General features: G+C 60.8%; 12 protein-coding genes. 1 reads left to right on the top strand and 11 read right to left on the bottom strand.

Translation table 11 applies throughout. From position 1 onward, the window contains the following. Positions 1–237 precede the first annotated feature (237 nt). The 11 genes from J1G33_RS21160 to iolC all read right to left on the bottom strand — a co-directional run bounded on the left by J1G33_RS21160 (position 238) and on the right by iolC (position 12,855). The gene (locus tag J1G33_RS21160; protein ID WP_003191668.1) at positions 238–1,260 is read right to left on the bottom strand and encodes an ABC transporter permease; all 1,023 of its coding nucleotides are present in this window, start codon (positions 1,258–1,260) and stop codon (positions 238–240) included. Between the two features lie 26 nt (positions 1,261–1,286). After that, positions 1,287–2,840: a sugar ABC transporter ATP-binding protein gene (locus J1G33_RS21155; RefSeq protein ID WP_032876169.1), complete on the bottom strand. Its 1,554-nt coding sequence runs from the start codon at positions 2,838–2,840 to the stop codon at positions 1,287–1,289. A 65-nt stretch (positions 2,841–2,905) separates the two neighbouring features. Then, a complete protein-coding gene (locus tag J1G33_RS21150) occupies positions 2,906–3,841 on the bottom strand; it encodes a sugar ABC transporter substrate-binding protein (RefSeq protein ID WP_032876172.1) in 936 nt (311 codons plus the stop codon). 49 nt (positions 3,842–3,890) lie between these two features. Then, on the bottom strand, positions 3,891–4,067 hold the full coding sequence (locus tag J1G33_RS21145) for a hypothetical protein (RefSeq protein ID WP_005787736.1): 177 nt from the start codon (positions 4,065–4,067) through the stop codon (positions 3,891–3,893). A gap of 126 nt (positions 4,068–4,193) precedes the next feature. Further along, the gene (locus J1G33_RS21140) at positions 4,194–5,222 is read right to left on the bottom strand and encodes a Gfo/Idh/MocA family oxidoreductase (protein ID WP_148853674.1); all 1,029 of its coding nucleotides are present in this window, start codon (positions 5,220–5,222) and stop codon (positions 4,194–4,196) included. A 94-nt stretch (positions 5,223–5,316) separates the two neighbouring features. Beyond that, a complete protein-coding gene (locus J1G33_RS21135; protein ID WP_103734384.1) occupies positions 5,317–6,327 on the bottom strand; it encodes a Gfo/Idh/MocA family oxidoreductase in 1,011 nt (336 codons plus the stop codon). Between the two features lie 19 nt (positions 6,328–6,346). After that, positions 6,347–8,278, bottom strand: a complete 1,932-nt coding sequence (gene iolD / locus J1G33_RS21130; RefSeq protein WP_103734385.1) for a 3D-(3,5/4)-trihydroxycyclohexane-1,2-dione acylhydrolase (decyclizing) — start codon at positions 8,276–8,278, stop codon at positions 6,347–6,349. Between the two features lie 10 nt (positions 8,279–8,288). Continuing rightward, entirely contained in the window at positions 8,289–9,104 is an 816-nt protein-coding gene (locus J1G33_RS21125; RefSeq protein ID WP_078821135.1) for a TIM barrel protein, read from the bottom strand. A 26-nt stretch (positions 9,105–9,130) separates the two neighbouring features. After that, complete coding sequence (iolB, locus tag J1G33_RS21120) at positions 9,131–9,919, bottom strand: 5-deoxy-glucuronate isomerase (RefSeq protein ID WP_223018686.1); 789 nt, start codon at positions 9,917–9,919, stop codon at positions 9,131–9,133. Positions 9,920–9,922: 3 nt separating this feature from the next. Next, positions 9,923–10,810, bottom strand: a complete 888-nt coding sequence (gene iolE / locus J1G33_RS21115) for a myo-inosose-2 dehydratase (protein WP_223018685.1) — start codon at positions 10,808–10,810, stop codon at positions 9,923–9,925. A gap of 107 nt (positions 10,811–10,917) precedes the next feature. Beyond that, the gene (gene iolC / locus J1G33_RS21110; RefSeq protein ID WP_223018684.1) at positions 10,918–12,855 is read right to left on the bottom strand and encodes a 5-dehydro-2-deoxygluconokinase; all 1,938 of its coding nucleotides are present in this window, start codon (positions 12,853–12,855) and stop codon (positions 10,918–10,920) included. Positions 12,856–13,139: 284 nt separating this feature from the next. On the opposite strand from iolC, the gene J1G33_RS21105 reads away from it, so the two are divergent. Further along, positions 13,140–14,048, top strand: a complete 909-nt coding sequence (locus J1G33_RS21105; RefSeq protein ID WP_032876193.1) for a MurR/RpiR family transcriptional regulator — start codon at positions 13,140–13,142, stop codon at positions 14,046–14,048. Positions 14,049–14,052 lie beyond the last annotated feature (4 nt).

Genomic DNA, 14,052 nt, shown 5'->3' with positions numbered 1-14,052 from the left:
CAGTCTAAGGCCGACTTGAGAGCGCAGCAACTGAAAAGACAGGCATTTTTTCCCAATTAACCCCCAAAGGCACCAGGACGGGCTTGGCGAACGGTCATCGGAGTGCGTTTATAGCAAGAAATTCAGTGCAGTGGAGCTATATAGAAGACAAACGGTTGAAACAGACTGGCACGATACCAAATGTGGGAGGGGGCAAGCCCCCTCCCACATTTGATTGGTGCTGTCCTTGAGATAGGCTCAGCGCTTGAGCTTGCGCTTGTTGCGGTACTGGTCGATCACCACTGCCACCACGATGATCAGGCCCTTGATGATGTCCTGGATGTACGCATCCACCCCCACGAAGGTAAACCCGCTGGCCATCACGCCGAGGATCAGCGCGCCGATCACGGTGCCGGTGATGCGCCCTACCCCGCCCGCCAGGCTGGTGCCGCCGATCACCGCGGCGGCAATCGCATCCAGCTCGTAGGACATGCCCATGCCCGCCTGCCCTGTCGCGGCACGTGCCGAGGCCACCACGCCGGCCAGGCCCGCCAGCAGCCCGGCGATACTATAGACGATGATCAAGTGGCGCTTGACGTTGATGCCCGAGGTGCGCGCCGCCTGCATATTGCCGCCGATGGCGTAGGTGTACTTGCCGTACTTGGTATAACGCAGGGCAATATGGAAGATCACCGCCACCACCAGGAAGATGATCACCGGCATGGCACCATGGCCGATGGCCGTGTAGGAATCCGAGAGCATGCTCACCGGCTGGCCTTCGGTGTAGTAACGCGCCAGGCCACGGGCCGAGACCATCATGCCCAGGGTCGCGATAAACGGCGGGATGCCGGTCACCGCGATAATGCTGCCATTGATCGCCCCTGCCAGCAGCCCCACGCCCAGGCCCATCGCCACCGGGATCCACACCGGCAAGTCGGTCAGGGACGGAAACACCGCCCGGGAAAAATCCGAGGTCTGCGCCAGGCTGGCAGCGATCATCGCCGACAAGGCCAGCACCGAGCCTGACGACAAGTCGATCCCCGTGGTGATGATCACCTGGGTCACGCCGATGGCCAGCAGGCCGATGATCGAGACTTGCAGAATCATCAGCACCAGGCGCTGGGAGTTCATCAAGAAGCTCTGGTCGCGCACGATCCAGCCGAACAGTTCAAACACCAGGCCGATACCGATCAGCACCAAAAAGATGCTCAGCTCGGTGGGCATGCGTCGACGATTCTTCACCGGTGCCGTCGCCGGCTTGTTGTCTGTTATTGCGTTCATAGCCCATCACCTTCTTATTCTGTAGATCAGTGGACCGCGGACATGCCGGAGGCCAACTGCATGACTTTTTCCTGGGTGGCCTCGGCACGATCCAGGGTGCCCATCAGTTCGCCTTCGTGCATCACCATCACCCGGTCGCTCATGCCAAGCACTTCGGGCAGTTCCGAGGAAATCATGATCACCGCCATGCCTTCGCTGGCAAGAAAGGCGATCAAGCGATAGATCTCGGCCTTGGCGCCCACATCGATACCGCGGGTCGGTTCATCCAGGATCAGCAGCCTTGGGTTGGTCATCAGCCAGCGTGCCAGCAGTGCCTTTTGCTGGTTACCGCCCGACAAGGTGTCGATGCATTGCTCCAGGGACGGAGTTTTTACTCGCAGCTTCTTGCACATCTCTTCGCACAGGCCGCGCAGGGCCTTCTGCTGGATAAAGCCACTGCCCGAATAGTGCGGCAACACCGCCATCTCCATGTTTTCCAGCACCGACAGGCACGGGAACAGGCCGCTGAGTTTGCGATCTTCGGTCAATAGCGCAAAGCCTTTCTCGATGGCCATGTGCGGGTCGGTAATGCGCACCGCCTTGCCGTCCAGGGTGATTTGCCCACCGGTGCTTGGGGTAATGCCAAAAATGGTTTCCGCCACATTGGTACGCCCAGAGCCCATCAGGCCGGCGATACCGAGAATCTCCCCGGCGTGCAGGTCGAACGAGACGTCCTTGAACACGCCGTCCAGGCTCAGGTCGCGTACCGACAGCAGCAACTCACCTATCGGCGTCTCGCGCACCGGGAACAACTGGCTCAACTCTCGCCCCACCATCATCGAGATCAGGCTGTCGCTGTTCATGCTGTCGGCACGTTGCAGGCCTATGTACTGGCCGTCGCGGAACACCGCCACTTCATCGGCGATAGCGAACACTTCGTTCATTTTGTGCGTGATGTACACGATGCCTTTGCCCTGTGCCTTGAGGTCGGCAATGATCGAAAACAGGTGGGCCACTTCCTTGTCGGTAATGGCCGAGGTGGGTTCATCCATGATCAGGATGTCGGAGTCGTACGAGACCGCCTTGGCAATCTCGACCATCTGCCGTTCGGCGATGCTCAGGTTGCCCACCTGCTCTTCAGGGTCGAGGTTGATGCGCAGGCGCGCCAGCAACTCGGCGGTGCAGCGATGCATTTCGCGGTGGTTGACCATGTGCAGGCTGTTGAGCTGCTCGCGGCCGATCCAGATGTTCTCGGCGATGCTCATATGGGGCATCAGGTTGAGCTCCTGATGGATCATGGCGATTCCGGCCTTTTGCGCCGCCAGCGGCGTTTCGAAGGTAATAGGCTTGCCACGCAGGCGGATTTCCCCGGCGTCGGGCTGGTAGATGCCGGCGATGATCTTCATCAGCGTCGATTTACCCGCGCCGTTCTCGCCCATCAATGCCAGCACCGTGCCGGGGCGCACCCGCAGTTGCACATCGTCCAGGGCGACAACACCGGGAAAGCCTTTGCTGATGTTGAGAATTTCCAGCAGGTAGGGTTCGTCCAGCGGCAACGGCTGGATGCCCGGGGGCTGCGAGGCAGCGGCTTGAGCAAGCATAGGGAGGCACTCCATCTGCAGGGCGGCCGTGACCGCCCTGCCGGCTTATTGTTGTTGTGTCAGGGCTACTTGAAGTCTTTGACGTTGTCCGGGGTGATCAACTGGAACGGGATCACCACGTTCTGCTCCACCGGCTCTTTTTTGGCCATCTTGCGCGCCGCTTCCACGGAACCCACCGCTTGGCCCTTGGCGTCCTGGAACGCCGAGGCGGCCATGTCACCCTTGGTGATCGCGTTCAAGCCATCCGGCGTACCGTCAACACCGGCAATCAGCACGCTGCCTTTTTCCTTGCCGGCCGATCGCAGGGCCATGGACGCCCCGATCGCCATCTCATCGTTGTTGGCCAGCACCGCATTGAAATCACGCCCCTGGGTCAACCAGTCGTTGACCAGGGTCATGCCCCGGTCACGCAGCCAGGCGCCGGTCTGCTCCTGCTCGATCTTGATGTCCGGGTACTTGGCCAGCACTTCCTTGACACCCTTGGTGCGGTTGGTGGTGGAGTTGTTCGCCAGGTCACCCAGCAGGATCACGATCTTGCCCTTGCCGCCGAGTTTTTCGGCGATGTATTGCATTTGCAGGCGCCCGGCCTCGACGTCATCGGAGGTCACTGCCACCACGTCCTTGGGCAAGTCTTTCTGGTCCGGGCGACGGTTGACGAACACCAGCGGAATGCCCGCCTTGGTCGCAGCCGCAATGATGTTCTTGGTCGAAGCGGTATCGACCGGGTTGACGATAATGGCGTCGACTTTCTGGCTGATAAAGTTCTCGACCTGGCTCAATTGCTTGACCACATCGGCCCGCGCGTCTTCAAACTGCAATTGCACGCCATCGCCCTTGGGGTAGGACTTGGCTTGCTTATCCATGTCTTCGCGCAGGTAGGTGAGGAAGGTGTCATCGAACGCAGACATCGTGACGCCCACCTTCAGATCGGCGGCGCCGGCAACGCCACTGGCCAGCAGCATGGACAGGGCCAGCGCGGTAAAACGGATCGGGGTCTTCATGAACGGTCTGTCTCCACTTTCTTGTTGGTTTTTTTCGACGTTGCGTTTATCAGGACTCGGCTGTCAGTCGCACCACTGGCGCCCCTGGAATGCAGCACACCAGCGCGCCCTGGTTTTCGACGCACAGCACGTTAAGGAAGGAGAAGTAGAACGGCCGGGCGCGGGGCAGTCCGCGTGGCGCTTGGGCGGGGCGTAAAACTCGAAGTACAGCGTTGAAGATTTTCATCTGACGGTACCTGGTTGTTTTTGATCTTGTTTTTGTTGAGTCGCCCGCTGGGTCCGGGACGTACTTTATGCAACCTGGAAACGACTGTATTAGAAAATAATTTCCATATCAACCTGTTTTAGAATTTTATTCTATTTTTGTCGAAACCACTTGCTGGCGCTCGGCGCTCAGGCGTGCGGCGTCCAATATACGGGTGGTTTCCAGCGCGTCATAGGCGCTCACCGGCAGCGGTCCCTGCCCTTGCACGGCCAACTGCAACTGGCGATAGAACTGTGTCCAGCAGCCCTTTTCCGACGGCACCCGCTCACGCTCCGAGCCTTGTTCGAACCAGCCCCAGCGTCGATGCTCCTCCGCGCCCCAGTGCTCGCCTTCGGTCTTCGGCGATTTACCGGCGATCAGCGCTTCTTCCTGGCCATCCAACCCTTCGACGGTGTAGCAACCCAAGGTGCCACTGACACGAAAGCGCGGCGCCTGGCTGTTCTGCAAGGCGTTGCCCCACAGGTGTGAAATCACGCCGTTGGCGTGGCTCAGGGAAACAAAAAAGCCGTGATCCACGCTGGGGTGTTCAGGGGTGTAGTGCAGTTGGGCGAACACTCGGTCCACCGGGCCGAACAGTTGCAGCGCCTGATCGACCAAGTGGCTGCCCAGGTCACGCAGCCACCCGCCGCCGCTGGCATTGCCCACGGCTTGTGGGCTGTAGCGTTCTACACGAGATTCAAAGCGGGTGATGGTGCCCAGGGCACCGGCATCGATGAGTTTGCGCAGAGTCAGGTAATCCGAATCCCAGCGCCGATTCTGGTAGACGCTGAGCAGCGAGCCCTGGCGCTCGGCGGCAGTGATCAGGGCTTGGGCTTGTTCGGCGTTGGCCGCAAAGGGTTTGTCGCTGACCACCGCCACGCCGTGTTCGATGGCTTCCAGTACCAACGCTGGGCGACCTTTGAGGGTGGTGGAAATCACCAGGGCGTCGACGCCGGCTTCGACGATCTGGCCGATGGAGTCGAAGGCCTTCACGCCTGGTAGATCGGTACTTAATTGCTGGCGACGCTCCGGCGAGCGTGTGACAACGCCCACAAACGTCGCACCAGGCAACGTCGCAATCAGCGGCGCATGAAAGAAGCGCCCTCCGTGGCCATAGCCGACTAGTCCAATTCGCATGATTCACTCCTGCTTTGAAGTGCAAACACTGTTCAAATGTGGGAGGGGGCTTGCCCCCTCCCACATTGACCAGGTTCCACCTGTGAGATTGGGATCAGCCGTAGAAGTGTGGGCGATCCGGCAAGCTCACCGGCACAATCTGCCCACTGCCCTGGGCTTCAATACACGCATCCGCCGCCACTGCCGCCGCATACCCATCCCACGCCGACGGCCCGCCGACCTGCCCAGCCCGCACGCTGTCGATAAACGCCTGCAACTCCACGTCATAGGCACCGATAAAGCGATCTTTCCAATCCATCAGGATCGCATTGGACAGCTTCGCACCGCTGCGCAGTTGCACCTGGGACGGCTCCGGCAACTTGGCGATGCCGGTCTCCCCCACCACTTCGCACTGGATGTCGTAGCCGTATTGGCAGTTCACAAATACCTCCACGTCGATACGCGTGCCCTTGGCGGTTTCCAGCAGCACGATCTGCGGGTCGCGCAGGTGGGCCAGGGCCTTGCTGGTCTTGCGCGGGAAGACCACCTGCACGGACACATAGTCGTCATTGAGCAACCAACGCAGCACGTCCAGTTCGTGGATCAGGGTGTCGGTGATCGCCATGTCGGTGTTGTAATTCTCGCCCACCGTCGGGTTACGGTGCGCGCAATGCAGCATCAACGGCTCGCCGATCTGGCCGCTGTCGATCACGGTTTTCAAGGCCCGATAGCCTTCGTCATACGGACGCATGAAGCCCACCTGCACCAGGCGCTTACCGCAGGCCACTTCGGCCTCGACGATCTTGCGGCAGCCTTGCGCGGTGACCGCCAGGGGTTTTTCACAGAACACCGGTTTGCCGGCGGCGATGGCGGCCAGCACGAACTCTTCGTGGCTCGGCCCCCACGACGTCACAAGGATGGCTTCGACCTCTGGCGAGTTGATCAGCGCATGGCCGTCCGGGTACACCTCGGCGTCCAGCTTCAAGTCCGCCACCACCTGCGCGGCCTGCGCAAGGTTGATATCAGTGACCGCCACCACCTGGCTGTTGAGCAAGGTCTGGCTGCAACGACGGATATGGTCCCGGCCAATGGCGCCCGTACCAATCACTCCAAGCTTCAAAGACATGTAAACACTCCTCTTGTTATTAGTACTGCCGGGCCTTGGCCAGGTGTTCATTGAGTTTTTTTGCCGCTGCATTCGTGCGTTCACTGGTGGACACCTGCGCCACACCTACCCGCCACCACGACAGGTAGCCGTGGACCATGGTCTTGGGCAGCACTTTGATATCGATCAGCGTCGAGACGGTTTGCGTGCGCGCATCGGCCAGGGCCGCTTCCAGCTGCTCTAGCGTGCTGACCTTGTAGGTCTTGCAACCATAGGCCGCCGCACTCATGGCGAAATCCACCGGCACCAGGCCGCCGTCGAGCTTGCCGCTCTCGGGGTTGCGGAAGCGAAACTCGGTGCCGAAGCTGTCCATGCCATTGCCGATTTGCAGGTTGTTGATGCAACCGAAGGCCATGTTGTCGAGCAGCACCACGTTGATCTTGCGCCGTTCCTGGATCGAAGTGGCCAGCTCCGAGTGCAGCATCATGTAGGAGCCGTCACCGACCAGGGCGTAGACCTCTTTGGTCGGCTCGGCGAGCTTCACGCCCAAGGCGGCATTGATCTCGTAGCCCATGCACGAATAGCCGTATTCGACGTGATAGGTATTGACGCCCTTGCTGCGCCAGGCGCGCTGCAAGTCCCCGGGCAGGCTGCCGGCGGCGGCGACGATGATCGCATCGTCGGCCAGCGCCTGGTTGAGCACGCCCAGTACGCGGCTTTGGGTCAGGCAGGAGCCGGTCAGCTCGATAAACTCGCGCAGTACGGCGCGGTCCAGAAGGTCGTCAACTTCCGGCACGAAATCATCGTCTGAGTATTGCACCTGGTACACGCGATCCACTTCGGCATTCAGTTGCGCCTTGGCGTCAGCGATCTGCTCGCCCCAGCCGGAACGGTAATCGCCGAGGGCATCGGCCAGCGCTTCAAGCGCGACTCTGGCATCCGCCACCACTTGCACACCGTCCAGCTTCAACGCGTCGCAGGCGCTGACATTGAGGTTGAGAAAAGTCACCTCGGGGTGCTTGAACAGCGATTTTGACGAGGTCGTGAAGTCGGTATACCGCGTGCCGATGCCGATGATCAGGTCCGCCTCGGGGGCCAGCAGGTTCGCCGCCAGGCAGCCGGTTTCGCCGATGCCGCCGACGTTCAGTGCATGGCTGGAGACCACCGCGCTTTTACCGGCCTGTGTTTCGGCAAAGGGAATCTCAAAGCGCTCGGCAAAAGCTTGCAGCGCCGCATTGGCGCCGGAGTACTTCACCCCGCCGCCACAAATGATCAGCGGTTTGCGCTTGCCGCGAAACGCCGCCAGCGCATCGCCGATCATCGCGGCGGTGGCCGGGCGCCGGTCGATACGGTGCACGCGCTTTTGCAGGAAGTAGTCGGGATAGTCCCAGGCCTCGGCCTGCACATCCTGGGGCAAGGCCAATGTCACCGCGCCGGTTTCGGCAGGGTCGGTGAGCACGCGCATGGCGTGGATCGCCGCCGTCATCAACTGTTCGGGGCGGTTGATGCGGTCCCAGTATTTGCTCACGGCGCGGAACGCGTCGTTGGTGCTGATGCTCAGGTCGTGGAACTGCTCGATCTGCTGCAGCACCGGGTCGGGCTGGCGGCTGGCGTAGACATCGCCGGGCAACAGCAGCAGCGGTATGCGGTTGGCCGTGGCGGTGGCTGCGGCAGTGAGCATATTCGCAGCGCCAGGCCCCACCGAGGCCGTGCACGCATAGATCTTGCGGCGCAGGTGCTGCTTGGCAAACCCGATGGCGGCATGGGCCATGCCTTGTTCGTTGCGGCCCTGGTGCACCACCAGGTCGCCGCTGTCCTGCTCAAGCGCCTGGCCAAGGCCCAACACATTGCCATGCCCGAAAATAGTGAACACCCCGGCAACGAACTTGCTCTGTACGCCGTCGACTTCGATGTATTGGTTATCCAGAAACTTCACCAAGGCCTGGGCCATGGTCAATCGTGTGGTGCTCATGTCGCGCCCCTTATCGTTTTTGCAGGTGGGCGATGCTTGCCCCCAACGCCTGCCGGATATCCGCCAATCCATGCACGCTTTCGGCAAACGGCTCGAACGACAGATAGCCGCTGTAGCCGGTGCTCAGCAAGGTGTCGATCTGCGCCGCATTCCCGAGAATATCGTCCTCGCCGACCAGCACGCGGTGGCCGTCGCGGATTGAGTCAAGCGGCGCCTCGTGGTCTTCCACCCCGGAGATATGCACCAGCCCGGTCAGCTCCGGGAAGAACTCATGCTCGCCGGCCAAATGATGGTGAAAGGTGTCATGCACCACACGAAACACATCCAGGCCACCGATGGCCTTGATCGCATCCACTGCCACGCGCTTGCGGCGCAGGGCGGATACTGCGAAGCCCAGGGGTTCGATGAAACCGAGAATCCCGTACTCACGCAGGATCAACGCCAGTTCGCTCAACGCGGTGCGCAAACCAGCGGCGCGCTGCGCGTCGTTACGCGTATCGCCAGGCTGATTGAACGGGCACATCACCAGGCCCTGGGCCCCGCACTCACGGGCGTAGGTGGCCAGTTCGATTGCCTGAGCGCGGCGTTCGTCGTTCCACACATCAAAAGGGTACAGCGCGTTGATCGACAGCACCTTGATGCCCTGCGCCGCGCACAACTCACGCACGCGGGCGGCAGACATGCCGTATTCGATTTCGCGGTTTTTGAGGTCGTTGCGAATCTCGATGGCATCGCACTGGAGGGCTTTGGCCAGCTGGATAAAATCCGCCAGGGGCAAGTCAGGCGCGACCATACGGTTAAGGGCAAAACGTAGCGGCGACTTCATTGTTGTTGTTCTCCGTCCAAAACCGTTTAAAGGTCCAGCAGCCAACTGTGCTGCGGGTCGTTATGGAAATGCCAGGCGCGCTTGGGGCCGGCCATGACATTGAGGTAATAAGACTCGTAGCCATACGGCACGCTGACCGGGTGATATCCCTTGGGCACCACCACCAGGTCGCTGTTTTCCACGGCCATGGCCTGGTCGATGCTGCGGTCGTCGGTGTACACGCGCTGGAACACAAAGCCCTGGGGTGGATTGACCTGGTGGTAATAGGTTTCTTCCAGAAAGCTCTGGTGCGGCAGGTCATCGGTATCGTGTTTGTGCGGCGGGTAACTTGAGGAATGCCCCGAAGGTGTGCGCACTTCCACCACCAGCAGCGAATGGGCCGGCTCGCTGTCGGGCAGGATGTCGCAGACGTAGCGGGTGTTGGCGCCTTTGCCGCGCACACTGCGTTTGCACTGCTCGGGGCGGATCAGGCGCGGGGCAAAACCCGCCGCACCCGGCGCCGCACACACGGCGATCTGTACATCGCTCAGGGCCGTGACCTGGGCGTCGGTGCCCGGCGGCAAATAGGCGGCGAACGGTGATTTGTCTTCGAACACCGACTGGCGATCACCCAGGTTCTGCCAATTGAAGCCTTCGCCTTCGATATTCACCCGACCGCTGAGCAGCACCAGGCACAGCTCCTGATCGCCCGCGCTGACCGGCAAGGTTTCGCCCAGGCTCAAGCGGTAAGCGGCGAAGCCTACGTACTCCAGGTGCCCCGCCTCCAGGGCAACCATGGTTTGCCCGCGTTTGCTGCTTTTGACCAACAAGCTCATCACTCAAACCCTCTCGTCGAGAAGCGCACGCAAGGTGTCATAGCCCTTTTTCGCGTAGATATAACTGGGCGCCACGGCCGGGTCCTGCTCGGCTTCCACCACCAGCCAGCCTGCGTAGTTCGCAGCGAGCAGCACGTCCAGTAACGACGCAAAGTCGATATCGCCGTCCCCTGGCACGGTGAAAGTGCCGTTGACGATGCAATCGGGAAAACTCCACATCTGATTGCGCGCCAATTGCACCACGGGTTTGCGCACGTCCTTGAAATGCACATGGCAAACGCGGTCGATGTGCTTGCGCAACACCTCGATGGGTTCGCCGCCGCCCATGTAGCAGTGGCCCGAATCGAACAGCAGGCCGACTTCCGGCCCCGTGCGTTTCATCAACTGGTCAATGTCTTCGGGAGACTCGACGTAGGCGCCCATATGGTGGTGGTAGGCCAGGCGCACGCCTTGAGACAAGGTGAAACGCGCCAGCTCGGTGAGCTTGTCGGCGTACGCCTGCCAGGCCTGTTCGCTATGAAAACGCGGACGTTCTATCAGGCGAATGCGTGAACCCTGGATCGAATCGGCGACTTCGCCGTACACCAGTACGTTGGCACCGTTTTGTTTGAGCAGTTCGACATGGCCGGCAATGGCATCGATCTCCTCGGCCACCGAACGACGGGCCAAGCGGCTGGAGTACCAGCCCGAGACCAGCGCCAGGTCATAGGGACGCAGCACGTCGCCGACGCCCTTGGCATCCTTGGGAAACTTGCCATTGAGTTCAAAACCTTCGTAGCCGATGTCCTTGCCTTCACTCAGGGCCGTGCTCAGCGGGGTTTCACCGCCAAGGGCCGGGAGGTCGTCGTTGCTCCAGGAGATCGGGTTGATGCCAATTCGGATTGCGGGCATGGCTGCACCTTTTATTGTTTTCTCTAGAGATCACTGAGATCTGCTTTATGTGGGAGGGGGCTTGCTCCCTCCCACATTGGATTGCATTGCACATTTGGAATGTGTGACTAAATTCGAGCACTGCGCCAGGCGTTGATGAGTTGTTCGAAGGTAGCCTGTACCTGCTGGATCAAGGTCTCATCATCGATCTCCCCCGCCATCCACGCCCGGCTCGGCTCCTGGAAGATCGTGCGGCCGACGGCAAATCCGCGGCAGGTGGTGCTCAGGCGGGCTTGCTGAAAACCGTCGGCAAGACATTCAGCCGACGCGTTCAGGCCAAGCAGCACCACGCCACGGCAGTATGGGTCGCGCTCCTGGATCAGTTCGTCGAGCTTTTTCCAGTCGGCGGCCGACTGCGCTTCGATCTTCCACCAGGCCGGGTAGATACCCAAGTTGTACAGGCGCTTGAGGCTGCGATACAAAACGTCGGGATAAGTGGAGGGGTGATCCTTGGGCGGGATGACTTCCAGCAGCAGTTCATGGCCGCTGACGATGGACGCCTCATACACCGCCTTGAGCTGCGCCTCCTGTTCCAGGCGCAGCATAGGTTCGTCATCGGGGTGAAATTGCACCAGGCATTTGATGATCTGTTCCTGGGGCCAGGCAATCAGGTTGCTGCCCACCGAGCGACCGTGTTCGAACGCCAGAGGCCGTGAGTTCTGCACTTCGACCGGGCGGGCAATCCACCAGCCTCGGCCGCTGGCGGCATTGAGGGCATCCTGGCCAAAACGCTGATCGGCAAGCAGGCCCACGTCGGCCTCGATGCCCTGCTCGGCGAGCTTGGTCTCCACACGTTCGATGGCCTGGATAAACAGCTGCTTGATGGCGCTGATTCGCGTCAAGTCCTGGCCGCCTTTTTGCGCCAGGTCCACCAGCTGCCAGCGGTGATCGAAGGCAAACACGAACAGTTGCTTCCAAGCCTTGCGCGGCACCGTGACGCGGTGCAGGCGCTGCAGGGTCGCATCCTGATCGGGACGGGTGATCGGCACCGGGCTGTTGAACAGGTAATCGAGTTCGGCGGGCGTGGGCATGGCCGGCGCACAGGCGTGCCGCGAGACCACCAGGCCGCCACAGGCATTGGCCAACTGGCTGCAACGCTCGTCGCTGGCGTCGTTGAGCCAGCCCCTGAGAAAGCCTGACATGAAGGCATCGCCAGCACCCAGCACATTAAGCACTTCAACGCGCACACCGGGATAGATCGCCCCGTCCTCCAACCGCGCAGGGATCTCGCCGTGGATCACCGTGCAGCCTTGCGGGCCGAGCTTGACCACCAGGGTGGCGGGCGTCAGTTCGCGCACCGTGCGCAGGGCGGTGAGCAGGTCTTCACTGCCACCGGCGATGAGGAATTCTTCTTCAGTGCCGACGATCAGGTCGAAACGCGCCAGGATTTTCTGCACATGCTGGCTGACATTCTGGTCGGCAACAAAACGGGTTTCGCCATCGGCCTTGCCCGCCAAGCCCCACAGCACAGGGCGGTAGTCGATATCCAGCACCCGTTTGACGTTGTGTTTGGCTGCGTAATCCAGCGCCTGAATGCTGGCCTTGTGCACACCGTCGGTGGAGAAATGCGTGCCGGTGATCAGCAGCGCCTTGCTCGATGCAACAAAGGCTTCGCTGATGTCTTCGGCGCGCAGGGCCATGTCGGCGCAGTTTTCGCGGTAGAACACCAGGGGAAAGGTTTCACGGTCTTTGAGACCCAGCAGCACCAGGGCGGTGAGGCGTTCGGGGTCGACCTTGATGCCGCTGACATCGCAACCTTCGCGGGCCAGGGATTCGATCAGAAAACGGCCCATATGGTCGTCGCCCACCCGGCTCAGCATCGCCGACTTGAGCCCCAGCCGAGCAGTGCCGAAGGCGATGTTGGCGGAGGAACCGCCGAGGTATTTGGCAAAGCTGGACACATCCTCAAGCCGCGCACCCACTTGCTGCGCGTAGAGGTCGACGCCCAGGCGCCCCAGGCAAATCAGATCCAATTGACGCCCACTGGCAAAACGAGTCTGGCCCATGCTGGCTCCTGTTATTTTTATCAGCCTGCGTTGTGCCGCCGTAGTGGCGGCAAACGCTCTTGGTGGGAGCAGACTAGAACGTCCGACGGCGGCAATCAATATTTATTCCATAATTATTTTTAGTGGAATATATTTTCCAATACGTCAGCATAGCGGCACGCCAGCGCCCGTGCATCGTTTCAGCAGGCCACGCGGGCCGTGATGCCGAGGTATTTTTTTGCGCCTACCCTGTAGACTTGCGCCACCCATCAGCGCATCAGACGAACACGCCAGAAGGATTGCCCATGTCCCGCACCGATCCCGAGACCACCCTGGAAGCAACTGTCGCCAGCCCTCCGATCAATGCCGAACGCCTGTTGCAGCTGATCACCGACGAATACGAAAGCCTGCCGCGCCAGCTCAAGCGCATCGCCAGTTACATGAGCCAGCAGAGCGACCGGATCATGGTCGATCGCATCAGTGACATCGCCCGTGAATGCGAAGTGCACCCCTCGGCCATCGTGCGGTTTTCCCAGCGTTTCGGCTTCAGCGGTTTCAGTGAAATGCAGGCGCTGTTTCGCGAGGCCTATACCCACAAGACCACACCGGTGCAGAACTACCAGCAGCGCATCCGCAGCATGATCGCCAACAAGTCGCAGAAAGCCAGCGGCGGCGACCTGGCGCGTGAGTGTGTCAACGCCACCCTGTCCGGGATCGAACGCCTGGGCCTGGAACTGGACGATGCGGCCTTCGAGAAAGCCGTGGACCTGGTGGTCAATGCCGACAACATCTACGTGGTCGGTGTGCGCCGTTCCTTTGCCGTGGCCGACTACCTGGTCTACAACCTGCAGCACACCAACAAGCGCATCCACCTGATCTCGGGGCTAGGCGGCAGTTATCGCGAGCAGATGCGCAGCGTGCGCGCCAATGACCTGGTGATTGCCATCAGTTTTACGCCCTACGGCAAAGAGACCCAGCACTGCCTGCGCATTGCCCAGCATCACCAGGCCAAGACCTTGATCATCACCGACAGCAACCTGTCGCCGCTGGCCAAGCGCGCGAATGCGGTGCTGTTGGTCAATGAAGGCTCATCGTTTGCCTTTCGCTCGCTGAGCGCCACCTTGTGCCTGTGCCAGGCGTTGTTTATTGCGGTGGCCTATCGGTTGGAATTGAAGGTGGATGAAATTCATGAGCAGGTCGGGTTCGACGACTGACGCG

It is taken from the genome of Pseudomonas sp. P867 (assembly GCF_019891455.1).
Classification (GTDB): domain Bacteria; phylum Pseudomonadota; class Gammaproteobacteria; order Pseudomonadales; family Pseudomonadaceae; genus Aquipseudomonas; species Aquipseudomonas synxantha_A.
This window is presented reverse-complemented; position numbering and strand designations above follow the sequence as displayed.

Bases quoted from the DNA above. Each gene is read 5' to 3' on its own strand.
- J1G33_RS21160 (WP_003191668.1), bottom strand. From the start codon at position 1,260: ATGAACGCAATAACAGACAACAAGCCGGCGACGGCACCGGTGAAGAAT.
- J1G33_RS21155 (WP_032876169.1), bottom strand. From the start codon at position 2,840: ATGCTTGCTCAAGCCGCTGCCTCGCAGCCCCCGGGCATCCAGCCGTTG.
- J1G33_RS21150 (WP_032876172.1), bottom strand. From the start codon at position 3,841: ATGAAGACCCCGATCCGTTTTACCGCGCTGGCCCTGTCCATGCTGCTG.
- J1G33_RS21145 (WP_005787736.1), bottom strand. From the start codon at position 4,067: ATGAAAATCTTCAACGCTGTACTTCGAGTTTTACGCCCCGCCCAAGCG.
- J1G33_RS21140 (WP_148853674.1), bottom strand. From the start codon at position 5,222: ATGCGAATTGGACTAGTCGGCTATGGCCACGGAGGGCGCTTCTTTCAT.
- J1G33_RS21135 (WP_103734384.1), bottom strand. From the start codon at position 6,327: ATGTCTTTGAAGCTTGGAGTGATTGGTACGGGCGCCATTGGCCGGGAC.
- iolD (WP_103734385.1), bottom strand. From the start codon at position 8,278: ATGAGCACCACACGATTGACCATGGCCCAGGCCTTGGTGAAGTTTCTG.
- J1G33_RS21125 (WP_078821135.1), bottom strand. From the start codon at position 9,104: ATGAAGTCGCCGCTACGTTTTGCCCTTAACCGTATGGTCGCGCCTGAC.
- iolB (WP_223018686.1), bottom strand. From the start codon at position 9,919: ATGAGCTTGTTGGTCAAAAGCAGCAAACGCGGGCAAACCATGGTTGCC.
- iolE (WP_223018685.1), bottom strand. From the start codon at position 10,810: ATGCCCGCAATCCGAATTGGCATCAACCCGATCTCCTGGAGCAACGAC.
- iolC (WP_223018684.1), bottom strand. From the start codon at position 12,855: ATGGGCCAGACTCGTTTTGCCAGTGGGCGTCAATTGGATCTGATTTGC.
- J1G33_RS21105 (WP_032876193.1), top strand. From the start codon at position 13,140: ATGTCCCGCACCGATCCCGAGACCACCCTGGAAGCAACTGTCGCCAGC.